This is a genomic window from Chryseobacterium phosphatilyticum, from assembly GCF_002899825.2.
Taxonomy (GTDB): Bacteria; Bacteroidota; Bacteroidia; order Flavobacteriales; family Weeksellaceae; genus Chryseobacterium; species Chryseobacterium phosphatilyticum.
The window spans coordinates 131452-156376 of record NZ_PPED02000003.1 but is presented as its reverse complement, the minus strand read 5'-3'; the positions used below and the strand labels follow the sequence as shown (position 1 = coordinate 156376).

General features: G+C 36.4%; 21 protein-coding genes. 9 read left to right on the top strand and 12 right to left on the bottom strand.

Annotated features, from left to right (window positions below):
- Positions 1-130: 130 nt before the first annotated feature.
- Both C1631_RS12760 and C1631_RS12755 read right to left on the bottom strand, forming a co-directional pair.
- Positions 131-3529 (bottom strand): trifunctional glycoside hydrolase family 18/polysaccharide deacetylase/glycosyltransferase family 2 protein, encoded by a 3399-nt coding sequence (locus C1631_RS12760; RefSeq protein WP_109712525.1) that lies wholly within the window; start codon positions 3527-3529, stop codon positions 131-133.
- A gap of 88 nt (positions 3530-3617) precedes the next feature.
- The gene (locus C1631_RS12755) at positions 3618-4868 is read right to left on the bottom strand and encodes a CinA family nicotinamide mononucleotide deamidase-related protein (RefSeq protein ID WP_103247828.1); all 1251 of its coding nucleotides are present in this window, start codon (positions 4866-4868) and stop codon (positions 3618-3620) included.
- A 114-nt stretch (positions 4869-4982) separates the two neighbouring features.
- Between C1631_RS12755 and C1631_RS12750 the strand changes: the two genes are divergently transcribed.
- Positions 4983-5456, top strand: coding sequence for a DUF7832 domain-containing protein (locus tag C1631_RS12750; RefSeq protein WP_103247829.1), 474 nt, complete (start codon positions 4983-4985; stop codon positions 5454-5456).
- 52 nt (positions 5457-5508) lie between these two features.
- Here the strand turns inward: C1631_RS12750 and C1631_RS12745 are convergent, their stop codons facing one another.
- From C1631_RS12745 to C1631_RS12725, 5 genes are all read right to left on the bottom strand, one after another.
- Positions 5509-6051, bottom strand: coding sequence for a lipocalin family protein (locus C1631_RS12745; protein ID WP_103247830.1), 543 nt, complete (start codon positions 6049-6051; stop codon positions 5509-5511).
- Between the two features lie 73 nt (positions 6052-6124).
- Positions 6125-6859: a LytR/AlgR family response regulator transcription factor gene (locus tag C1631_RS12740; protein WP_103247831.1), complete on the bottom strand. Its 735-nt coding sequence runs from the start codon at positions 6857-6859 to the stop codon at positions 6125-6127.
- Between the two features lie 94 nt (positions 6860-6953).
- Entirely contained in the window at positions 6954-7373 is a 420-nt protein-coding gene (locus C1631_RS12735; protein ID WP_103247832.1) for a DUF6326 family protein, read from the bottom strand.
- 20 nt (positions 7374-7393) lie between these two features.
- Positions 7394-8095, bottom strand: a complete 702-nt coding sequence (locus C1631_RS12730) for a DUF4386 domain-containing protein (RefSeq protein ID WP_103247833.1) — start codon at positions 8093-8095, stop codon at positions 7394-7396.
- A 118-nt stretch (positions 8096-8213) separates the two neighbouring features.
- Positions 8214-9962, bottom strand: a complete 1749-nt coding sequence (locus C1631_RS12725; protein WP_109712522.1) for a tetratricopeptide repeat-containing sensor histidine kinase — start codon at positions 9960-9962, stop codon at positions 8214-8216.
- Between the two features lie 207 nt (positions 9963-10169).
- Here C1631_RS12725 and C1631_RS12720 point away from each other — a divergent pair, with 207 nt between their 5' ends.
- From C1631_RS12720 to C1631_RS12705, 4 genes are all read left to right on the top strand, one after another.
- The gene (locus C1631_RS12720; protein ID WP_109712520.1) at positions 10170-11924 is read left to right on the top strand and encodes an amidohydrolase family protein; all 1755 of its coding nucleotides are present in this window, start codon (positions 10170-10172) and stop codon (positions 11922-11924) included.
- 170 nt (positions 11925-12094) lie between these two features.
- On the top strand, positions 12095-12769 hold the full coding sequence (locus C1631_RS12715; RefSeq protein WP_103247836.1) for an SIMPL domain-containing protein: 675 nt from the start codon (positions 12095-12097) through the stop codon (positions 12767-12769).
- A 150-nt stretch (positions 12770-12919) separates the two neighbouring features.
- On the top strand, positions 12920-14524 hold the full coding sequence (locus C1631_RS12710; protein WP_109712518.1) for a DUF4139 domain-containing protein: 1605 nt from the start codon (positions 12920-12922) through the stop codon (positions 14522-14524).
- Between the two features lie 18 nt (positions 14525-14542).
- Positions 14543-15730, top strand: coding sequence for a VWA domain-containing protein (locus C1631_RS12705; RefSeq protein WP_109712516.1), 1188 nt, complete (start codon positions 14543-14545; stop codon positions 15728-15730).
- Between the two features lie 57 nt (positions 15731-15787).
- Here C1631_RS12705 and C1631_RS12700 read toward each other — a convergent pair whose 3' ends face one another.
- The gene (locus tag C1631_RS12700) at positions 15788-16993 is read right to left on the bottom strand and encodes an NAD(P)/FAD-dependent oxidoreductase (RefSeq protein ID WP_103248691.1); all 1206 of its coding nucleotides are present in this window, start codon (positions 16991-16993) and stop codon (positions 15788-15790) included.
- 114 nt (positions 16994-17107) lie between these two features.
- On the opposite strand from C1631_RS12700, the gene C1631_RS12695 reads away from it, so the two are divergent.
- Positions 17108-17488, top strand: a complete 381-nt coding sequence (locus C1631_RS12695) for a SpoIIAA family protein (RefSeq protein ID WP_103248690.1) — start codon at positions 17108-17110, stop codon at positions 17486-17488.
- 95 nt (positions 17489-17583) lie between these two features.
- Here C1631_RS12695 and C1631_RS12690 read toward each other — a convergent pair whose 3' ends face one another.
- A complete protein-coding gene (locus tag C1631_RS12690) occupies positions 17584-18789 on the bottom strand; it encodes an MFS transporter (RefSeq protein ID WP_185144669.1) in 1206 nt (401 codons plus the stop codon).
- 147 nt (positions 18790-18936) lie between these two features.
- Between C1631_RS12690 and C1631_RS12685 the strand changes: the two genes are divergently transcribed.
- Positions 18937-19842, top strand: coding sequence for an AraC family transcriptional regulator (locus C1631_RS12685; RefSeq protein ID WP_109712514.1), 906 nt, complete (start codon positions 18937-18939; stop codon positions 19840-19842).
- 134 nt (positions 19843-19976) lie between these two features.
- On the opposite strand, the gene lipA is transcribed toward C1631_RS12685, so the two are convergent.
- Positions 19977-20843, bottom strand: coding sequence for a lipoyl synthase (gene lipA / locus C1631_RS12680; RefSeq protein ID WP_109712512.1), 867 nt, complete (start codon positions 20841-20843; stop codon positions 19977-19979).
- A 115-nt stretch (positions 20844-20958) separates the two neighbouring features.
- Here lipA and C1631_RS12675 point away from each other — a divergent pair, with 115 nt between their 5' ends.
- Positions 20959-21591, top strand: a complete 633-nt coding sequence (locus C1631_RS12675) for a hypothetical protein (protein ID WP_109713304.1) — start codon at positions 20959-20961, stop codon at positions 21589-21591.
- Between the two features lie 82 nt (positions 21592-21673).
- Here the strand turns inward: C1631_RS12675 and C1631_RS12670 are convergent, their stop codons facing one another.
- A complete protein-coding gene (locus C1631_RS12670) occupies positions 21674-22234 on the bottom strand; it encodes an RNA polymerase sigma factor (RefSeq protein ID WP_109712510.1) in 561 nt (186 codons plus the stop codon).
- A 198-nt stretch (positions 22235-22432) separates the two neighbouring features.
- On the opposite strand from C1631_RS12670, the gene tyrS reads away from it, so the two are divergent.
- The gene (tyrS, locus tag C1631_RS12665; RefSeq protein ID WP_109712508.1) at positions 22433-23728 is read left to right on the top strand and encodes a tyrosine--tRNA ligase; all 1296 of its coding nucleotides are present in this window, start codon (positions 22433-22435) and stop codon (positions 23726-23728) included.
- Positions 23729-23816: 88 nt separating this feature from the next.
- Here the strand turns inward: tyrS and C1631_RS12660 are convergent, their stop codons facing one another.
- Entirely contained in the window at positions 23817-24848 is a 1032-nt protein-coding gene (locus C1631_RS12660; RefSeq protein ID WP_109712506.1) for a T9SS type A sorting domain-containing protein, read from the bottom strand.
- Between the last annotated feature and the right edge of the window lie 77 nt (positions 24849-24925).

Sequence of the window (24925 nt, the reverse complement as noted above, 5' to 3'; positions counted from 1 at the left end):
TTGAGACTTGAAAGATGGAAGATACTAAGGTCATAAAGAATGATCATTCTATTTATTTTCACCTTTGTAAAATAATTTGAATGAGACTTTCAGTTATGCAACAACTGTAAATAGCTTCCAGCTTCTCTACCTAAGAAGTTACGATCTCCTTTACATTTCCTGTACGTTTCAGGAATCCCCAGGATTGCATTTCCCCTTTCAGTGCTTTTCTTACACTTTTAAACAGTACAATATACATCAACCATCTATATCCGAATCTCTGTGGAATAATATACAGCAAATTGCTGAGCTTTTCTCTTTGCATAATAAATGCCACTAAAGCCAGTGAAGCATCTACCAAAAGGAAGAGCAAATAATATGTAAATATTTTGCCTCCGTTTCCGGATAAAATTCCCAATACCATTATAATATCTGCCAATGGTGAGAAAAAAGGGATGATATACTGGAATAACAGAATATTCGGCATAGCCCACAGCCCCAATCCTTTATAGTGGGGGTTAAGGAAAGTTTGTCGTTGTTTCCAGAACATCTGCATAATTCCATAGGTCCATCGGAAACGTTGTTTCAAAAACTGTTTTGCGGTCTCAGGAGCTTCAGTTACGGCAACGGCTCTGTTTTCATTGGCAATAGTATATCCTTCTTTTAAAATCTTTACTGTAATATCACAATCTTCGGCCAATGTATCGGAAGAATATCCTCCTACCTTGTTGATGACTGATCTTTTAAAAGCTCCAATTGCTCCCGGAATTACAGTAATTGCATTAATATTGGCATAGGCCAGTCTGTCAAAGTTCTGACTTGTGGTATACTCTATCGCCTGCCATTTCGTAAGCCAGTTGACTCTGTTTCCTACTTTTACATTTCCTGCCACTGCGGCTATTTTATCTTTCGGAGCTGCATTGAGAAATCTCGCGATCAGGTATTTTACGGCATCCTGCTGTAGTTTGGTATCTGCATCAATACAGACTACATATTCAGCATCGGTTTGTGAAATACCATAATTTAAAGCTGTTGCTTTTCCTCCATTGGTTTTTGTAAACATTTTCAGTTTCGGATGGTTGGGAAATGCTTCTCTAGCTTTATCATAGGTAGAATCTTTACTTCCGTCATCTACCATGATAATATTAAAATTCGGGTAGGTCTGTTTCAGCAAATTGGTTAAAGAAGAAACAATATTTACTTCTTCATTGTAGGCAGGTACAATGATAGATACTTTCGGGTAAGAGTCCAGAACAGGAAATCCGCCCAGTTTTTTCTCTTTTTTTCTTTCTCTAAAAGCCCAATATGCCATCAACAATAATCTGATTAACCCTAGTATGATAAAAATAGTAAACAGTGCCACCAGAAAATGACTTATTCCGTAGATTGCTGTAGCTAATACTAAATTAAGCTGCATCACGTAATACGACTTTGTTTTAGGAACTTCGGGCATCAGCTCACTTCTGTTTTTATGTAAAAGGTTGGTAAGATTGGTAAAATGATATCCTTGCTTCTGAAGTGTTGGAATTAAAACCTTTAATGCTTTCACCGTTTCTTCTCTGGTATCCCCACCGGCATCATGAAGCAGAATAATATTTCCTCTCTGTTGTCTGATTCCGGCCATTACCCGTTTTACAATTTCATCAGCTTTGATGCCCGGCTGCCAATCTTCAGGGTCAATATTTTCTCCGATATCCAGATAATTCTGTTGTCTCGCAAGAGCAACCGGAATAATCTCTTCTGAAGTCGTTGGCTCAGAGTCGGCATTATAAGGTGCCCTGAAAAGAATAGTACTATGACCTGTCACGCATTCTATCAGTAAACGGGTCAGTTTTAATTCAAGTAATGCTCTTTCAGGACTTACTTTTGCTACATTTTCATGGGTAAATGTGTGATTTCCTATTTCATGGCCTTCGCGATAAATTCTTTTTACGAGTGGAAGATTTTTTTCAGCATTTAACCCAACCAGAAAGAAAGCTGCCGGAACGTGGTATTGGGACAATATATCCAATACTTGTGGCGTATAAGTCTCATCCGGTCCATCGTCAAACGTTAGCACCAGTTCTTTCTGAGGGGCACTTCCGTATTTTTTCACCTCATACGAACTGGGATAAGTGATATAGTTTTCATCGGTAATGATCTTCTCTTTGGGGTCAATTTCTACCGCAATTTTTCCATCGTGAGGAGTATTCAGGACATCTAAAACTTCACCATCACCAATGTAGTCTACCATGGTCTGTCCTTTTACATTTTCCATTGTTTTTAAATTAAGCCTGGAAAGCCCTGCAAACGTAAGATCCTTATCATAAAAGTTCCACACCCTGCTGTCTTCACTTCCCAGTCTCCATAGAGCAGTTCCTGCCAACGGATATTCTGACGAAAAACGCATGGTATTGAAAATAGAGGCTGCATCGTTAAAGAACACAGTGTGGGTATTATTTTTAGAATCGGTGTAGGAGTAATTGAGGTTAAAGGTATTATCATTAAAATCAATAACCGCTTTACTGGCACTGGCTTTTGTAATCGCCTGCATGTAGGTCACAGAGGTATTGTCATCTTTATTCGAGCTCCAGTCATACCCATATGCGCCCAAACCAAGAATAATCTTTTGCGGAGATGTTTGCTTTACGATTTTACCCGCCTGGGCTTCAATCCATTTTTGTGAAGAAACCGGTCCGGCATCACTTCCGGCGGAATATTCGTCATAAGCCATCAGTACAAAATAATCTACATAAGGATCTAATCTCGGAATATTATAATCATCATTATCCGTCATGATATCCATGGTAACAAGCAATTGATTCTGTTTGAAGGTTTCTGAAAGTTCTTTCATAAAAGCTACCAGATTTTCATCAGAATTCAGGTTCATGTCCTCAAAGTCAATATTGATTCCTTTGAAATGGTATTTTTTACATTGCTGTGTAATTTTTTGAATCAGATTGGTTCTTCGTTTAGGATCATTAAGTACCTTCGTTAAACCCTCAGCACGGAATTCCCGATCAGAGTTGTTACTCAACATAGGCATCGCAGCTACTCCGGTTCTTTTGATTACTTTATATCCTTCCGGATCTACATTGGTTTTCAGATCTCCGGTTTTAGGATCGATAAAAAACCATTCCGGAAAAACCAGATTAACGTGTCTGATGTTTCTTTTTAAAGACATCAAAGACTGTGGATCCCATGCTACATAAAAAGCAGAACGGATTCCTCCGGGAAATTGTGCCCAGTTTCTGTTTTGATTTTTAAATCTTTCTTCTCTTGCCTTTTCAATTTTGGCAAGACTGGTATGTATTGTTTTTTCAGAAATAAAGCTTCGGAAGCCTTTATATTCTTTAGAAATTTTATTCTCCTGAAGATAAGGTTTATTGGCAGTAATCACTGCTTTGTAGTCTTCCTTAAAAGGAATTTTCGGACTTCTGTCCAGTGTCATCATCAGCCCTAAAGCAAGAAGAAGTAATGCTGCAACAAAGATAAAGAAGCGGCTTCCCCATTGTACGCTTTTCCAGCGTTTTTTACTGTTGGTCTGAAAAATCTGTTTGGAATTTTCCACGATTTTAAAATTTTAATGAATTCTTTTCAAAAAGTGTGAAAATCTACATTAAAATTAATTAAAAAAATATTAAAAAAACAACAGGTTCCTAGTTGTTTACGAGAAGTCCTATCAGATCCTGAATCACCTTTTGAGAAACGAAATTCATAAAATCTATTCTTTCCAGATGCGGCATATATAATTTTGAGGTCACTTCCTGATCACGAATTCTGATGGTATAAAAAACAGTCCCTATATCTTTCCCGTCTTCCCCTTTTCCCGGACCGGCAACTCCGGTGGTAGATAGAGAAATATCGGTATCAAATAGTTTCTGGCAACCTTTGGCCATTTCCTGTGCAACTTGCTCGCTTACAACGGTAAATTGGTCTACAGTTTCTCTGGAAATACCTAAAATCTTGATTTTTTTTTCCGTCGCATAGGGAACTATTCCCCCAAGGAAATATTTTGAACTTCCGGAAACTGAAGTAATCATTTTTGCTATTTCCCCTCCGGTACAACTTTCCGCAGTAGAAATAGTCAATTTTCTCTCGGTAAGTATTTCTGAGAGTATATTTTCAATCTTATCTTCAGATATAGCAATAACATTTTTTTCGATCAGTGGAAGCAGTTTTTGAATTTCATTCTCTGTCTGTTCTTTTAATCTTTCTTCATTCTCTCCTGATGCTGTGATTCTTAATTTCACACGGGTACCTACCGGAAGATAAGACAAGGTCATATTTTCAGGAAGAGCCAACTCCCAGTCCTCAATGATATCAGCGAGGATACTTTCAGGAATTCCGACAACAGATACGATTCGGGTATGGATATAATTAAGATTAAATTTTTCCTGTAAATAAGGGACAATCTGATCTTTGATCAACGGTTTTACTTCATAAGGAACACCGGGTAAACTAAAAGACAATTTCCCGTTTTGCTCCATCATCATACAGGGTGCTGTACCAAAATTATTTTGAAAAACAACGGATTTGGTAGGGACAAAAGCCTGTTCTCTATTTCTTTCCAGAATATCTGCTCTTCCTCGTCTTTCCATATAAGTTTTAAGATGGTTAAAAGTTGTCTCATCAAGAGCAATTTCATCATTGAAAAACTCAGCGAGTGCTTTTTTGGTTTTATCATCTCTGGTTGGGCCAAGGCCTCCTGTTGTAATGACAAGATCTCCCAACTCAAAAGCCTTCTGTAACGTATTTTTGATGGTTTCAATTTCGTCTGAAATGGTAAAAATCTGTTTAACTTTTATCCCAATATTTTTAAGTTCGGTAGCGATGAAGTTAGAATTGGTATCCACTGTATTTCCGGAAAGGATCTCGTCGCCAATGGTAATCAGAACTGCGTTTTCCATGTTTTGTTTTCGAAAAAATTCTGATACAAATGACGGAAAATTCTCTGTGACCGACAATATAAATTGATTTTTTCTATTTTTGGCAAAAATTGTTTAAAACTATAATTAAAGATTATGTCTAAATATGATGATGCTTCATGGCATTATGGTGGTGATTTTCCGGAAGGAATTCCTCAGCAAAACGGAGCAACCCATACAGGAATGTTCCTGAACTGGTGTATCCACAATGATCTGATTTCTGATGAATTAAAAGAAGATTGTGCAGAGGAAATTGAAAAATTGAAAAGAAGAGAAATAACAGGAGCAGAATTCGTAATGAATGCCTGTGACGGGAAATTCTCTGAATATGACTTAAATGATCTGGGAAATAGCTTTGCAAAGGATTATTATGCCGACGACACAGATTTTGGAAACAAATACAGCTCATTTGCTGATGACTACGTCAATCTTTTTGATACCAAAGCAGAAGAAAACGATTATCAATACGAAACATTTTATCATATTGAAGACACCTACGAAAATTATGATCTGATGAAACAAGTGATCGACTATCGTTTTGAAGAGTGGAAAGAGTATGTTGGAAGCTAAAAATAAAAAGGCAAACCATAAAAACAGGTTTGCCTTCTTGTTGTATACTCACTTATTGATGATGTCTGACCCAGATCAGATCTTCAGTTTTATATCCTATTCTCTTTGCTTTTTCTAAGAAACGTTGCCTGATACTTTCAGGAATGGAAGTTGTTCTGGAAAGTATCCATAAATATTTAAGACTGCTTCCGGCAACAAGTGCATATTGATAGTCTTCATCAATATCAATAACATTATATCCTGCCCAGATCGGCTTGAAAAAAGAAACTTTGAGTCGCCCTTCGTTAGTATTTTTTACAAATTTTGCTTCTCCGATAGATTCTTGCCATAGCTTTTTTACATAATCATAGCCTTTATTAAGAACACGAACGCTTCCGTCCGGGTTTTCGGAATATTCTGCAGTGACATTATCCATATTCTTCTCAAAGCGATAATCAAAACGGGCAATTTCATACCATCTGCCCAAATATTTTTTAATATCAAATCCTTTTACAGCAACAGCTCCTCTTGGGATTCTTATCGAATATGAATTAAAAGCAATTAATGCCAGTGCCCCCAGAGAAACGGGAAGTATAATTTTATGAACCGTTTTCATAGCTTATGATTTTGAATGTTTGGAATAAAAACGTCAAAAATAGTGCCTTTAGGCTGTTAAGGAACAATAAATTCTAGGAGAAGACTTTCAGGAAGTTATCCTTAAAGCTACCTGAAACTTCAATTTCGGTACCGTCAGCAAGCATTACCGTTCCACTTTTATGATATGATTTTACAAATGTGGTATTGATAATATGAGAACGGTGAACTCTTACAAAAGGGTTTTCCAGCAAATCATCAAAATGTTTTAAAAAACGACACACCATCTTTTTGGATCCATCGGTCAGATACACCTGGGTAAAGTTTCCATCCGCCTGGAGACGGACAATATCTTCAGTTTTCACGACATCAAAGCCTTGTAAAGTAGGAAGAATAAGTTGTTGTTTTTCCGGTTTTAATTTTAAATTCTCAAGCAAAATTTTATTCCGGTTTAATTCGTCTTTCTTTTCAAGACTTTCAGCCACTTTATTCACCGCCAGGATCAATTCCTGGATGTCGATGGGTTTTAAAATATAATAGCTGGCAGACTTATTTAAAGCCTGTAAAGAATATTGCGAAAACGCAGTAATAAAGATGGTTTCATAAGAAAGCTCACGGGTTGCTTCCAGCACATCAAAAGCATTCCCAAAAGGCATTTCCACATCCAGAAATACCAGCTGAGGCTGTTTTTCTGCAATCAGCGGAACGGCTTCTTTAATGTTTTCTGCTTCACCTAAAAGTTCGATCTGTGGGCAATATTTGGTAAGATAACTTCTCAGTACTTCTCTTGCAATTATTTCGTCGTCTACAATGACTGCTTTTATTTTCATCGGAGTTTGGTATTAAGTGGCGGATTGTGGATGCAAATTAGCAATATTTCATCAGCCTTACAATCGTATCGGTGTGATTGACCGGGTCTTCACCTTAGTCTATTTTTTTCCATTTCCATGCATGCTTTATGATCAATAGGGTTATGACACATTCTACAGCAGCAAAGAAAGAATAAAACAAATACCAGTCCGAAAAGGAAGAAATTCCAATCAATAGCATAACAACAGTAAAAAATATTCCGAAAATGATATTCAGAATTCTGTTCAGTACCGGTTTTAACATCAGGGATAAAAATACCATTACAGCAGGAATCGCAAGAACTACAGAGGCCATCAGCAGCTTTACAGGAGAATTTAAAAGATTATGCCCATCAATAAGTCCTTGTGTCTTACCTGGAGTATATAACTCAAAATAGTCTCCATATAAATAACATAATGTAACAGAAGCCCACAGACCGGCAAGAATGATCCTTGTGTTAACCGGCTTATCTTCAAATTTTGAAAAATTATTCATGATTATTAAATTAAATATTATCAATGTGTTGAGTTGACTTTATGACTTCTCACTCCTATCATCAACATCCACAGTCCAGTTCCTATTTCTCCAACCGTCGCAGGAAGTGTTATATAACCTGATATTATATAATCTGAAAAATGTGGAGTTATCGTCCTTCCAAAAACATTAATGAGGTAGCCAAAACATCCAAACATTAAAAAAAAGCCTAAAATCTTAGGTAAAAAGTTGGATTTATACACCAGATATCCAAAAGGAAAAAGCCAGAGTCCCCAAAAAACCTGAGCTATTAAAATACCTGTATTGTAGTTGTTCAGTAATACCATAACCTGCGCCTGCAATTCTTCTGTACTGTATATTTTTAAATAGTCAGCAGCTTTAATTATCGTAAGAACAGAGAATTTATTTTGCAGATTAATGAACGATATGGGAACACTTAACAAGGCAAGTATAACCATCAGCCTTGCATAATTTTCATGAACGTTTTTCAGCAAATGATACAAAGTAAGAGGAAGTAACGTAAATGCAATATAACAAAGCATACTGCAAGCAATGCTTAAACGAAATAATTGTTTTGAAGCTGATATATTCTGAAAAGTAAGAGATGGATTCTCCCACACAATCAGCCGGGATGGAACATACATGAGACTAAAAATCCCTGTTAATACAACGATCAGGTAAAAAAATCCTGCAAGCCGGGCTGTTTTATTGTAAGTATTCATTTTGGGTTATCTTTTTAAGTATAAGACAGTAATTTTCCCAAAATGGTTACAGGTTTTAAAATGATAAGTTGAAGGTCTCTGTATAGCGACCAATATTTTCCGTTCCTGAACTATAGAATCAGGCCAGATTCATTTTGATCGTGACCACAACTCCACTGTTATTTTCTTTATCCTTCACAGAGCAGGTGATCTCTTTTTTGTACAAATCATTCAGCAGGTGAATTCTTTCCAGGGTGTTTTTCATTCCTCTGCCTTCTCTTGTTTTTTGATGCTCCGTTTTCTGTTTCTTACTTTCCTCAATACCGATTCCGTTATCATCAATAACAATTTTCAGGAAGGTTCCTTCTTTTTCAAAATTAAGTTTTAAAAAACCTTTATCCGTTCTGTAACGTAATCCATGCCAGACAGCATTTTCAAGGAAAGGCTGTATCAGCATTCCGGGTACCCGGAGGTTTTGCATATTCAGGCTTTCATCCACCTCAACTTCATAATCGAATTTATCAGCAAAACGTGTTTTTTCGAGAGCAAGATAGTTTTGAAGCAGATCCAGTTCCTGCTGGAAAGGGATAAAATCTTCAGTAGAGTTTTCCATCACCCCACGCATTAATTTGGAAAATTTAGTAAGATACTGATTGGCTTCCAGCTCATTATTCATGGCAATAAAATGATTGACACTATTCAAACTATTGAAGATAAAATGCGGATTCATTTCACGACGAAGCGACTGAAGAGCTATTTTTTTATTTTTAATCTGAACTTTTTTCAAGGTTCTGAAAATAATAACAATAAGTCCTGTCAAAAGTACCAAAGCTCCGATCAGTCCATAATTGAAAACATTTTTCTTACGGATCAGTTCGTCCTTAAGTCCCTTTTCTTTTTCAAGCTGTGAGATTCTCTCCTCCGTATCTGCAAGAATTTTATCATCAACCAGACTTCTGTCTTTTGATACGAGATCCGGCAATTTCCCCAAAAAATCTCTGTATAACTGAACCGACGCATTAGTATTTCCTGAAATAGCGTACAGACTATCCAGTTTTTTTACACTTTTTTGAGCTTCCATTGTATGACCTTTGTTTAGGGCAATACCATAGGCGTTTTTCAATAAATTTACAGCTTCCTCCGGATCATTTTTCTTGATATAAATATCAGCCAGCTCCTGAATCTGATTAACTTTTTCCTGTGAGTTTTCTTTCACAAAATCTTCTTTCAGCACTTTCTTTTTGGCTTCAATGGCTTTATCAAAGTTTTTGTTTTCTACATATAGATTCGCCAGCTTCTGATTGATTTCCAATGCCTGCTGTGGAGCTTCTCTTTTTGAAATCTTGTAGGCTGCATTAAGATTTTCTTCCGCCTTAGAAACATCATTCTGCTGGATATTAACATCTGCCAACTGGCTGTATCCTGCAGCAACCTCAGCCTGTACATTTTCTTTCTTGCTGAGATTAATATTATTCTGAATAGCTTCTGCCTTCATCTCAGGAGTCGGAGAAGATAGTCTGGCTGCATCATTGGCGTTTACTGTACGGCTTTTTTCGCTATAACCCATTTGTGCTGCCATGCTGTAATTACTAATGGCAGGGGTGATTTTATTCTGTTTTTCCTGTGACTGTGCCAATTTTCGGGTTACCGATTCCAGATTCTTTTTATCGTTAAGGTTCTGGTAAAGATTTTTAGCCTTAATCAGAAACTCTTCACTTTTCGCATAATTTCCCTGATTGTAATAATCATTCGCCATTCCTACATAAGCATCGGCAACCCCTTTATTATCATTTTTATCGACTGCTTTTTTCAATTTTGCAGCAGATTTAAGAGCCTGGGTAACCCGAGTCGTATCCTGTGCCTGCACGATCGCTGTGCTGACCAACATCAATACAATTATTATTTTAAAAACTAATTTCACGGATTTCAGATCTTTACTGCAAAGTAAGTAAAACTTTACCGATCTTCTTTCATTCTTCACCAAGTCAAAACCTTATTTCACCAAGTCTCTCACCATAAGGTTATTCAAACATCAGCAAGTAAGTGGATATTGCTTTTAATAATATTTGTATTTTTACTACATCTAATAGACATCATGAAAAAATTTCACCTCATCATTGTAGCAATTGTTTTCTGCATCAGCAGTATGCAGGCACAAACCTATATTCAGAATGTAACCGTTGCAGATGTCATTCATAAAAAAATGCTTCCTTCTCAAACGGTGATCATCACCAATGGTACTATTACAGCTGTAAAATCCAGTAAACAGATCAAAATCCCAAAAAATGCAAAAGTCATTAATGGTGAAGGAAAATATTTGATTCCCGGAATGACAGATGCTCACATCCACTTTTTTCAGAGTGGTGGTTTATACACCAGACCTGATGCGCTTAATCTAAAAAAACATGTTCCTTATCAGCAAGAAATTGACTGGGGTCACCAGAATATGGAAAATTTTCTTCAATACTATCTTCGGTCAGGGATAACTTCAGTGATTGATCCGGGGGCAACCTATAATTTTCTTAAACTTAGAGATTCTTTGAAAAAGAAAGAAAACCTGCCATCTGTTTATATGTCTGGCCCCCTTATTACAACATATGAACCCGAGGCTTTCAAAAATTTAGGTAAAGACGAGCCCTTCAAGCTCACATTAACCACCGAAGATGCTAAGAAGTATATTCAGGAACAACTTCCCTATAAACCTGACTTTATTAAAATATGGTATATCGTACTGGGTGAAGCTCAGAAAAAACAGGAAGAGGCCAAAAAACTTGAACCAGTTGTTAAAACTGCCATTGAAGAAGCTCATAAGAACAATTTAAAGGTAGCCGTGCATGCTACTGAACGTTTTACTGCGGAAACAGCAGTTTTAAACGGTGCCGATTATCTTGTTCATAATATCGAAGACGAAGTAGTTTCCGATGAATTTGTTAAACTTTTGAAGTCTAAAAAAGTGATTGTATGTCCTACCATGACTGTATCAGAAAATTATTATGATACCTATGGTCAGAAAAAGCATTACAACACCTATGAACTGGAAAACTCCAATCCGAAAAGCGTCGGTTCCATTTCTGATCTGAAGCATCTGGAAAGCACTTCCGACTCAACCTGGATAAAGAAATATAAAACAAGATTCAACTCTCCTCAGATCAAAGCTTATGTTTCCAAGGTAGATTCTATCAGAAAAATCAACCTGAAAAAACTAATGGATGGCGGAGTTATTATTGCAGCAGGTACAGACGCCGGAAATATTGGAACTCAACATGCTTCTTCTTTTATGGAAGAGCTCAATGCGATGAAAGCAAGCGGAATGGATAACTGGCAAATTTTACAGTCAGCGACGATCAATCCTGCGAAGATTCTTAATAAAGATGCTCAATATGGAAGTATCGAAACCGGAAAGGTGGCAGACCTTGTTCTGCTTACTGCTGATCCTATTGAGAATTTAAATCACCTTACCCGGATAGACACCGTAATAAAGAATGGGCAAACTCTGGATCCCAATAAAATTTTAAAAATAACGCCTGAGGTATTGGTACAGCAACAGGTAAATGGCTATAATGAAAGAAATATAGAAGCCTTCCTGGAGCCCTATGCTGACGATATAGAAATATACAATTTCCCCAATACATTGGTAAGCAAAGGAAAAGGAGAGATGAGAAAAACCTACGAAAATCTTTTCAAAAGAGCACCGGATCTTCATTGTGAGATCAAGCAAAGAATCATCAACAGCAATACGATCATAGATAAGGAAAGTGTTTCAGGAATGAGACCTGGTCAAAAAGTAGAGGCTACAGCAATCTATGAAATCAAAAATGATAAGATATCAAAGGTGTACTTTCTCCATTAAACAAAGATTTATTTTACCATTCCATATTCCATTTTTACAAGCAATCTTTTAAAGGTTGCTTTTTTTGAACCATTCACCAAGTGAAAACTCAGTTTCACCAAGTCTTCTGTTTTTCAGTTTAAAACCTGACTAATTTTACTTCAGAATTTAAAATTTAAAAACAAGAAATTATGAAATTGAAACATTTTTTATTGATCGGAATCTTAACCCTGGGAAGCTTTGTAAGCGCACAGGAAGGAAAGAAAAATGGAATTGAAGTAACAGGCGTTGCTGAAATGGAAGTAGAACCTGATGAAATCATCTTCAGCATCGGTATAAAAGCAGACAACAAAAATGATCTGGCAGATAATGAAAAGAAATTATTTGAAACCTTAAAAAGTGCCGGAGTGAAGAACGAAGATATCAAGTTCAAATCCATGTACCAGAATATCTATTCTAAAACCGCAAAATTCAGCAAAAACTATCAGTTTACAGTCGGAACAAAAGCCAATATCAGCAAGATTTTTGAAGATCTGAACCAGAAATGGGTAAGCAGTCTCAATATTGCTGAGGTAAAGAGTACCAAAATTGCAGACTTTAGAAAAGCAGTAAAGATCAATGCTTTAAAAGCTGCTAAAGAAAAAGCAGACTATCTGCTGGAAAGCATGGGCAAAAAAACAGGAAATGTTATTGAAATTGTAGAAATAGAAGACTATACAAGCGATATGATCATGCCTGCAGCCTACAAAGGCAGAATGAGCAATGTACAGATGGAAGTGGCAGATGCTCCGATAGATTATTCCTTTGACAATATCGAAAATATCAAACTGAAATACAGTATTAAAACGAGATACGAAATCCTCTAAAAGATAGCAAATGTTAAAAACAGTTCCTTTTCGGAACTGTTTTTTTGATCTGTATTTCAGCTCACCAAGTCAAAGCACCACTTCACCAAGTTTCCCGAATCCGGGGCATAAATGGGGATAATTTTACATCATAATTTAAAATAATAAACGATGAAACATTATCTTTTAATATTGATCACCTTTTCGGTTTCCCTGATCAGGGCTCAGGAAATCAAAAAAGAAATTGAAGTAAAGCAGGCTACCGTATTCCTTCAGGGAGCAAAAGTTTATGGTAATACCAGTGTAAGCCTTCAAAAAGGACGAAATACGGTAAGAATTGTCAATTTACCCAACAACCTGGATGAAAACACCTACAAAATCAATCTTGAAAAAAATACAACCCTTCTTTCAATCACCCCGCAAAGTAATTTTCTGAAAACAGATGAGCTATCTGGTGAAGAGAAGAAACTGGATGATGAAAGAAAAAAATTACAGAGACAGGCCAGCTTATTACATATTCAGATTAAGAATCTCGCCGGAGAACAAAATATCATCAATGATAATCTAAAAGTATCAACCAACGATAAATCTACTCCACAGGAGCAATTGATCAAGCTTACAGAGTTCTATAGAAAACGAATGCTGGAAATTGATAACCAGATGTTCTTATTAAATGAGCAAAAGACTGTTGTGGATGAAGGAATTGCAAAGATTGATAAACAATCAGCCGAAGAACAAACCCATAAAAACACAAACAGAAAGGAGCTTGTACTGGAAATTCTTGCTGATAATGAAACAAACCTGAATCTCGGGGTAAGTTATATTGTTTCTGATGCCGGATGGGTTCCATCGTATGACTTGCGGGCACAATCCGTAAAGAAACCTATTGAAATGATATATAAAGGAAAAATTTACCAGAAAACCGGGCAAGACTGGAAAAATGTAAAGCTTTTTGTTTCGACTTACAGACCATCCTATAACCAGGACAGACCAATCATGTCACCGCTGTATGTTGCTGAATATGCAGCTTATAATCCTCAGGTAGAAATAGCTGCTTCCTACAAACTTAGAAAAGAAACTGCTGCTGTCAATGCTTACCAAATGAGAGAGGACATCGCTGTAAAACCAAGTGAGATTCCGATTGCTTCTGTTTCCGATAATCAGATGAACGTTATGTATGAGCTCAATTATAACCAAACGATTCTAAGCCAGGAAAAAGAGCAATACGTTGTTCTCGATAAAAAACAAATTGATGCTACCTATAAATATCATACAGTGCCTAAGCTTAATAATCATGTGTTCCTGATGGCATTTGTAAAAAACTGGCAAAATCTGAATCTGATTACCGGAGAAGCAAATATTTATTTTGAAGATAATTATATCGGAAAAACAACCATTACAAGTAATTATGTAAAGGATGAATTCCCAATCTCTCTTGGGGTGGACGAAAGAATTACGGTAAAAAGAATCAAGCTGGAGGACAAAACCTCTCAAAAAGCAATGAACTCAAATAAATGGGAAACTGAATCTTATCAGATCAGCATCCGAAACAATACAAAAGAAAATATTGAACTGGAAGTACTTGATCAGCTTCCGATCAGCGAAAACTCCAAGATTCAGGTAAAAGCTCTTGAAACCGGAGGCGGAAACTTTGATGAGAAAACAGGAAGCGTCCTGTGGAATAAAAATATTGTTTCCGGAGGATCTGATAAAATCAACTTCTCGTATGAAGTAAAGTATCCGAAAGAAATGCAAATACACTATTACAACAGGTAACCTTATAAAAATAATAATATGACAACTTTAAAAATCTTAACACTCGTAGCGGGAATATCCTTTTTAAGTTCTGGCAAACCTTCTGATATCCGCCATTCTGGAAATAATTCAAACAACAGCCATCTGGTTGTACGAAATGCCTCATCAAATATAACGATAAGGGACAATAAAATTCAGGTGGCTCTTTTACTGGACACCTCCAACAGTATGGATGGCTTGATTGATCAGGCAAAGTCCAGACTCTGGAATATTGTCAATACTTTGACCACTCTAAAGTACAACGGACAGGCTCCCCAGATTGAAATTGCCTTGTATGAATATGGTAACGACGGAATTCGTGATGAAAATTATATTCGCCAGGTAACTCCACTTACACAGGATCTTGATCTCGTCTCTGAAAAATTATTTGCCTTAAAAACCAATGGTGGAAGCGAATATTGCGGAGCTGTTATTCGCGATGCTTCAAATAACCTGAATTGGGATGCTAACGAAAAAAGCATGAAATTGATGTACATTGCGGGTAATGAGCCTTTTGATCAGGGGAAAATAAACTATAAAGACGTTATCACAAAAGCAAAAAGTAAAAATATTTATACCAACACGATTTTTTGCGGAAGCCGAAGCGAAGGAATTGAAAGTTATTGGCAGAATGGAGCAACGATTGGGGGTGGTAAATACTTCAATATCGACAGTGATAAAAAGGTTATTTATATTGAAACACCCTATGATATCAGAATTTCTGAATGTAATGCAAAGCTAAATGACACCTATATATATTATGGGAATCATGGCTCCGAATATAAAATGAAACAAATTGTTCAGGATAAGAATGCAGAAACACAATCAGTGTCCAATCTTGTGGAAAGAACCGTCTCCAAATCAAAAAAGAATGCTTACAAAAATGAACATTGGGATCTGGTAGACAAAGCTGAAAAAGATGCCGGGTTTATTACCAATATCAAACAAAGTGAGCTTCCTGATGACCTGAAAGGAAAAAGCAGTGAGGAGATCAAAAAAAGAATCGCCATAAAATCAGCAGAACGGGGAAAAATTCAAAAAGAGATTGAGGAACTTTCCAGAAAACGTCAGACGTATATTGATCGTGAAATGAAAAAAAGAGGAGCAGGAGATTCTGATGATCTTGGAAAAGCTATTGAAACATCCATTAATGATTTAGCCAGGAAAATGGGATATAGCTCATTGTAATTAAGATCCTTTCCATTAGTCTTCAGCTGGTGTTCTAAAAAACAGGGCACCAGCTCTTTACCTTCCAAATCTAAAATACTTTGACAACTTGTGTGTTTTATTCTTCATAAACAGAGAAGCCATTTCCATTCCCGTTATTGAAAAGGTTATCCCGTTTCCCCCGAAGCCGAGTACAAAATACGAGTTTTTAAACTTGTCATGTTTTCCGATATAAGGTAACCCGTCTTTTGTTTCACCAAAAGTTCCCGCCCACACAAAATCAGGATAGAAATGATAGTCAGGTTTTATTTTTTTAAGAGATTTTAAAATTTCTTTTTCCTTTTTGCCTAATAAAGAATCGCGTTTTTCAGCATCGTAGAAATCTTCATCACCTCCGCCTATGAGAAGTCTTCTGTCATCCGTTGTTCGCATATAGAGATAGGGATCATCAGTATTCCAGACCAGTGTACTGCTGATATTTTTGAACTTATCGTGATCAATTTCAGAAACTACAGCGTAGGTACTTTTTAAATCCACAAAGTTTTCACGGATAAGATTCTTACTTTCATAGCCGACACAATAAATAATCTTTTTTGTTTTGATCTGGTATCCGTTATCTGTGGAGACAAGATTAAATCCTTTATGATATTCTACTTTGGTCATCTCAGTTTTGTCAAAAATTTTCAGTCCTTTCTTTGCATTATGTTTGAATAATTCATGAGCAAATTGAAAGGCATCAATACTGGCTCCTTGTTTTGATACAATCCCACCATACGTATTTTCAAATCCGAATTGCTGTAAGATCTGTTCACTACTGCACCACTCCACTTCAAATCCGGCCTCCTTTCTTGCTGCATATTCTTTTTGAAGCCATTCCACATCTTTCTTTTTAGAAGCAAAATACAATGACTTTTTTCGTTTAAATCCTGCTTCAGACTTGATAAGCCCTGCCAGCTTCTCTATTCGGTCAATAGCATCAGAGCACGCTTTATAGCTTTCAACAGCTCCTTTTTTACCGATTTTCTCTATCAATTCGTATAGAGGAACATCAATTTCATACTGCAACATTGAGGTGGTAGCAGAAGTACTTCCGTTGCAAAGCTCACGCTTATCAATAAGAATTGTATGGTAACCATCCTTTATCATTTGATGAGCAATCAGACTCCCGGTAATTCCGCCTCCAATGATCAGCACATCACATTCCTCATCCGATTTCAGAGATGGATAAGAAGCGATCAATCCGTTTTTTAAAAGCCAGAAAGGTTCATTCGATTTTAAATTCATATTTATATTTTAAACTAAAATAGCAATATTTATGAATATTTTAACTACCACACGGGCATTCATTGGTGTAATTATTGTTCGCATTTAAAACTAAACCACCATAAAATATTCACTATGATAACAATTATTCCAGAAGCTCCGGAGAATGTTGCAGCTTTTAACGCAACCGGAGAAGTGACGAAAGAAGATTTTGAGAAATTGGTAATTCCACGTGTCAAAGAGAAAATAGATCAATTTGGCGAATTGAATTATCTGTTGTATTTGGATACCGATCTGGATAAGTTTACCATGGGAGCATGGCTTGAAGATGTTTTGCTGGGGATAACGAATCTTACCCATTGGAATCGTACCGCTATTGTAACAGACAAAGAAGGTGTACAGAATTTTACAGACATTTTCAGCGTGGTAATGCCGGGAGAGTTTAAATCTTTTCCCAAAGAAAACTTATACAATGCGCTCTACTGGTGCAAAAATGGAGATGAAGTAGAGGCATAAAATTATTTTATACGAAAAAACAGCTGATTCTAAAAGAATCAGCTGTTTTTTTATTCTTAAGGTTTCCGATTTTATTTGATAGGAAACCCATTATTTTATTTATCACAAGACACACACTCGGCTACGGCCTCCTCTTCAACAGAACTATTACCTGAGCCATATAAATACATATATCTTACACTAATTGCGAGTCCGATAAATGTCATTCCTACTCCTACCAGTGAAGGATAGTTGAATGGAAGTCCATATTCTAAAGGAATTCCTCCCAGAAAAGCACCCATTGCATTGGCTATATTAAAACCAGCCTGCATAAAAGCGGCTGCCATCATTTCACTTTTTGGTGCTGCTTTCATCATCATGATATTAATAGGTGCTGCGATAGACATTGATAAGGCCCCGCACATAAAGGTCAGAACAAAAGCTATATTCTGGTGCTCGGAAAGGAGAAATACTCCAGTCAATGAGATCATCATCAGAAAAATCAGTACAACACAAGTTTTCTCCGGGCCAAGCTTGTCCGAAACAATACCTCCTGCCAGATTTCCTACGACCATTCCGGCACCTGCCAAAACCATTACATAAGCCATCTGATCACTTTGTACTCCGGAAATCCCAGTCATTAAAGGGGTAATATAACTCAACCATGTAAACAGTCCTCCAAAGCCAATTGCCGTAATCCCTAATACCATCCAGGATTGTTTATTTTTCAGAAATTTTAATTCTTCCAGGAAGTGCGTATTCTGGTTGCCCTCCATATTAGGTAACCACAATTTTAAAAATAATAATGCAAAAAGGCCAATTACCGCTACAATAGCAAAGTAAAATCTCCAATGATATGCATGCCCGATATAGGTTACCAAAGGTACCATTACCAAATTGGCCACCGTAAGGCCCGTAAACATCATGGATATATAAAATGCTTCTTTCCCTTTCCCGGCCATCTTCGAGGCCACTACAGTTCCTACTCCAAAGAATGCCCCGTGAGGAAGCCCCGACATAAATCTTATGCTCAACATTGTCGTATAATCAGGAGCAATTGCAGAAAGTCCGTTGAATAAGGTGAAAAGAACCATAAAAGCTATCAATACTTTTTTAGGTTGAAACTTCACAGAATATCCGATCAGAAGAGGGGCTCCAATAACAACCCCCATCGCATATGCAGAAATTAAATGCCCTGCCTGCGGAATTGAAATCTGCAATGTCTTTGCAATATCCGGCAATAATCCCATCACGGTAAATTCTGTTGTTCCTATCCCCAAACCACCAATCGCCAGTGGTATTATTCTTTTATCAATCTTCATGAGTATGTTCTTTTTTCTGAATCTTTATTTGACAGTGCAAAATTCGAAAGAAAGATTGGATTTCACTTCTTTTAAAATGATAAAAATTTGCTCCATATTAACCTTTTTATGTAATTTTAAATTCACAAACAATCAAAACAGAACAAAATGAAGATCCAGAAAGAAATTATTGAGTTTGAAAAAGGAAAATCATTTAAGCTATTTTCTCCTGGTTTTAAAAATTGTTTTTTCTGGCATTATCACCCGGAAATAGAGCTGGTGTATGTAGAAGCAATGAATGGAATCCGACATGTCGGTAAAAATATTTCGGGGTTTACAGACAGTGATTTGTTGTTGATTGGGGCTAATGTCCCACATCTCAATTTTGATTATGGTATCCAGACAGAATGCAATCAGTTGGTATTGCAAATGCGTGAGAATTTTCTTCAGGATATTATTTTGCCTGTTCCGGAGTTTGAAAATATTAAAAACCTTTTGGAAAGATCTTATCTTGCTTTGTCATTTTCCGGAGAAACCAAAAAAATTGTGGTGGAGAAACTTCAGCTGATGAAAGATAAAAACTCTTTTGAATCACTGATGGGCCTGATTGAAATACTACAAATTCTGGCCGACTCAACTGAAGTAAAAGAACTCAATAAGGAAGACACGAGGATCAAATGGTTTTTGAATGATAAAATCAGAATGGGAACGATCTACGATTATATTCATGAAAATCATGATAAAAAGCCGAATGTGAATGAGATTGCAGAGATTGTAAGCCTCAGCACACCTGCTTTCTGTCGTTATTTTAAAAAACAGACGAATATGACCTTTACAGATTTCGTCAATAATTACAGGATCAATCAGGCGAAGGTATTTTTGCTGAAAGATTATTCTGTAACGGAAGTTTGTTTTCAGGTGGGGTTTGAAAGTCTTTCTTATTTCAATAAATTATTCAAGCAACACACTGGCGAAACGCCTTCTGAGTTTAAGAAGAAGCACTTTAAAGCCATTGAAATTAATGGAAGGATTGGAGTGATTACACGGGAATCATCTTGTCATAAAGAGTTTTAATCCCACATTTCAGATAATTTTGTTGGCCAGCAGTAGGCTTTGGCTAAAGCCAGATGAATTTTGATATGATCAGAGCGGGCTAAAGCCCGCTCGTATTGTTAAAAAAACGTTCAATAATGAACGGTTTGTATTTTTTAGTGAATATGTTTTTCTGCATGGTAAGAACTTCTTACAAGAGGAGAACTTTCAACATGTCTGAACCCTAAGCTTCTTGCAAAATCACCAAACTCATCAAATTCTTCAGGAGTAATGAATTTCTTCACAGGAAGATGTTTTTTGGTTGGCTGAAGATATTGTCCCATGGTAATAACATCCACATTCGCATTTCTGATATCTTCAATCGTTTGAAAAACCTCATCTCTGGTTTCTCCTAAGCCAAGCATTACACCCGTTTTCGTTCTTCTTTGTCCTGCTTCCTTTAAATATCTCAGAACTTCAAGACTTCTTTCATACTTAGCCTGAATTCTTACTTCTCTTGTCAAACGTTTTACAGTTTCCATGTTGTGAGAAATCACTTCAGGAGCAACCTCTACTAATCGGTCAAGATGTTTTGTAATTCCCTGAAAGTCGGGAATCAATGTTTCCATAGTAGTTCCCGGAGAAATTCTTCTCACAGCATTTACAGTTTCTCCCCAAAGGATAGATCCCATATCTTTCAGATCATCACGGTCTACAGAGGTAAGAACCGCATGTTTAATCTTCATCAATTTGATCGAACGAGCCACTTTTTCAGGCTCATCCCAGTTTACATCCAGAGGTTTTCCTGTCTTCACTCCACAAAATCCACAGCTTCTGGTACAGATGTTTCCCAAAATCATGAAAGTAGCTGTACCTTCACCCCAACATTCTCCCATGTTCGGGCAGCTTCCGCTCTGGCAAATTGTGTTTAATTTATATTTATCAACCAAAGTTCTAAGTTCCCGGTAGTTTTTTCCGGTAGGAAGTTTTACTCGGATCCACTTTGGTTTTTGAACGGTAGTGTCTTGAACTGAATTTTCCATTTCTAAAATTGAAGTTCAAAGTTAAGGATTTTTTAATGGAAACCATCAACCGGAACTATTGATGAAAATGATAATTCAAAATTTCGTTGTAAATTTCGGCCACAAAATTTTATCCATGAAAAAGATGCTTTTCGTTTTATTAGTTACTGGAAGTACTTTATGCTTCGCACAAAAAGAATTTCAACCTGCAGGATCTACGATTATTGAAACTGCAGATGGTGACCTTGACGGAGATCAAATTCCTGAAAAAGTAATTATTTATAATACAAAAGATAAAGATGAATCCGGCGACATTCGTGAAATCCAGATTCTGAAGAAAATTAATGGTAAATGGACAATTCTTGAAAAATCAAGAAATGCTGTTCTTGAGAGCGAAGCAGGTGGTATGATGGGAGACCCATATCAGAATACCACTATTGAAAAAGGCATTTTAATGATTACTCAGGCTGGTGGCAGCAGCTGGAGATGGGGAAACACCGATAAATACCGTTTCCAGAACGGACATTTTGAATTGATAGGATATTTTTCGGAATATGGAAAACCCGAAGAATATTCAACTGAAGTGGATTTCAATCTTTCTACCGGACAGCTTAATTTCAAAAAAGATGTTGAGAATACCAAAGAATACGGTCCGTCTACTAAAGAAACTTATATCAAAAAAGGATTAAAACTAAATCTTCAAAACAGACGACAAAAAGATCATATAGAAATTACACTTCCAAAAACTAAAGAAAAGGTGTATCTATAAACACTTTTCTTGCCACAAATACAGAAGATAAATCATTCGTGTGTTTGTGGCAATTTATGTTGTAAAGATTAATTTTTGATATTTATTCATCGTCGAATTCATTATTTTTCAATAATTCAGCAAGCACCTTTTTGGCGCGCATTACCCTTACTTTTGTATTGGCCACGGAAATTCCAAGTTCTTCTGCAATTTCTTTGATGCTTTTTTCTTCAAAAAATCTCAGTTTGATAATATCCTGATAGTTGGCGTCCAAAGATTCTATGGTTTTAATGATTTTCTTTTGCTCTTCATCAGAAATCATCAGTTCTTCAGGAGACTTTGCATACTGATTTTTTACTTCATCCAGATTTTCAACAGCATCTTCGTTCTCCCGGTTCTTCTTTCTCCAGAAATCGATTACTGTATTTTGGGCAATTGTAAGAATCCAGGTTTTAAACTGAAAATGTGGATCAAACATGTCAAGTTTCGACAGGACTTTAGAAAAAACATTCACCGTGATTTCATCTGCATCATTTTCATCCCTTACTTTCTTCATCACAAATGAAAAAACATCCACCCAAAAAACATTGATGAGTTTAGTCTGGGCCTTCTGGTCTTTATCCTTGGCCTTCTGGATGAGCAGGAATAGCTGTTCGTCGTTCATTATTAACAAATATAGAGTATTTGAGACGAAAAGGCAAATTAAAATAAAGGGAAAAAGCAGGAAAATCCAGGTCTGAAAAACTTGTACATTTCCAATGAAAACTGCCCGTTTCCCGTTGTAGAATTTTACCTTTTTGATCTTTTTCTCTTCCCTCCGAATTTACTATCTTTGCACGATAAAATTTTAAAGTAAAAATCAATGAATTCCTTTATAGAAGAACTTAAATGGCGTGGTCTTTTTGCCGATATGATGCCTGGAACCGATGAACAACTGAATAAAGAGGTAACTACTGCATATATTGGTTTTGACCCAACTGCCGATTCTTTACATATCGGAAGTCTTATACAGATAAAAATACTGGCTCACTTTCAGCAACATGGGCACAAACCCATTGCTTTGGTAGGAGGTGCTACAGGGATGATTGGAGATCCTTCGGGGAAATCTGCAGAAAGAAATCTTCTGGATGAAGAAACCCTTTTACACTATGTTGATTGTTTGAAAAACCAGCTTTCAAAATTTTTAAATTTTGATGGTAATGAACCTAATAAAGCTGAATTGGTCAATAACTACGATTGGATGAAGAATATTTCTTTCCTTGATTTTGCGAAAAACATTGGAAAGAATATCACTGTCAACTACATGATGGCTAAGGATTCTGTAAAGAAGAGATTCTCGGGAGATGGTGGTGCGGATGGAATGAGCTTTACAGAGTTTACCTACCAGTTAATTCAGGGATATGATTTCCTTCATTTATATCAGAACAATAATGTTAAGCTTCAGATGGGTGGTTCTGACCAGTGGGGAAATATCACAACAGGTACAGAATTAATTCGTAGAAAGGCTCAGGGAGAAGCATTTGCACTTACTGTTCCATTGATTACAAAAGCAGACGGTTCTAAATTTGGAAAGTCTGAAAGTGGAGAAAACTATTGGCTGGATAAAAAGAAAACATCTCCGTACAAATTCTACCAGTTCTGGTTGAATGCAACGGATGATGATGCGGAAAGATTCATCAAATTCTATACTTTCTTAGGGAGAGAAGAAATTGAAACTTTAATTGAAGAGCACAAAACAGCTCCCCATGAAAGAAAACTTCAGAAGAAGCTTGCGGAAGAAGTAACGGTTTGGGTACATGGAAAAGAAGAATATGAAAAAGCACTGAAAGCTTCTGAAATTCTTTTCGGACGTTCAACTGCTGAAGATCTTGTAAGCCTTGATGAAGAAACTTTCCTTGAAGTTTTCGATGGTGTTCCTCAAAAAGAAATTGCAAAATCTGATGTATTAGGAATCAATATTGTTGATCTTCTTTCTGAAAAGTCAGGATTCTTAAAATCAAAAAGTGAGGCACAGAGAGAAATCAAAGGAAATTCGATTTCTATTAACAAACAAAAAGTAAACGATACATTTACAGCAAACGAAACTGATCTTATTGACGGCAAGTTTTTATTGCTTCAGAAAGGGAAGAAAAGTTACTTTATTGTAAAAGTAATATAAATACAGGGAGGCGATTCAACCATGAATCGCCTCTTTTGATAATAGTCTATCTGTAAAAATATCATCTTTACACATTTTTACACTTGTCTCACCGACTCAATTGTATCTTGTTGGTATTCTCCCCTTTCTCAGTCTCTATCTTTAAGATATAATGATCATCTGGCAAAAAATGAAGGTTGAGCAAGTATATTCCTTTCTCCATTGAAATCTGATTTCCGGCCTGCTCAAAAACCTGCCTTCCTGCCCGATCATAAATATATAGCATTTTGATTGTATCATGCTTCGTATCTATCCAGATTTTTCCATCCCTGCTCGGATTAGGATACATGATAGATGACCAAGGTATAACTACATCCTGAGTTCCCAAAGTACTGCTATTGTTTGTATATTGAAAAAATGAAGGTATTGCAGACGGTGTAGGTGATATCAAATTGCTTACACCAAATACGGCAATTTGCTCTCTGCTATTTTTATACCATGCATAAGTCGTAATTTGTGTTGTTGAGACAGGAGCCCCGCTCATACTTATATTTACAGTACTTTCCTTTTTTACTCTTAAAACATTAGCATAGGTACCCGCAGGAGTTTTCACAGTACCATATCCATCTGCTGTAATTACACTACTGGTATTGGTAGTTACCCCATTTACTGTGTACGAAGAGGTATCGTTAAAAGACTGCAGATAAGTAGTAGGAAATTTCAACTCGATAGGGGTATCTGTATAGGTAAGTGTATAGTTAGTAGCTATATTTCTTACCCCCAACATTTCAAGCTGGATACTGTTAACCTTAAACAAATTTTTTTCATTATTTTGATTTCCATTACTATCAAAACTTACACTATACTTATTAGCTGTTGGAAATGATGAACATTCAGGAACAGCTGAAGAGCAGTCTCCATAGAGTATTTTCGTCCCAGCTGCAGTTCCCTGTATATTAGAAAAGTCCCAGGTTACATTAGCACCCGCATTACCAGGAGAATAAGCTCCTTGATTAAAACTAACATTGGTAAACTGAAAAGTACCATTAATAATGTCTGCATTTGTGATTGTAGGTTGTGCATTCATTGATCCGCTGAAAAGAATGCTTAAAATGCAAAAAAACAGATATTTTTTTTTCATAATTAAAGATTTAAAAGTTTATTACTACTAGCTGTTGCTTTGTTTTGTTCACTGGCATAAGGTTTCTATCAGCATGA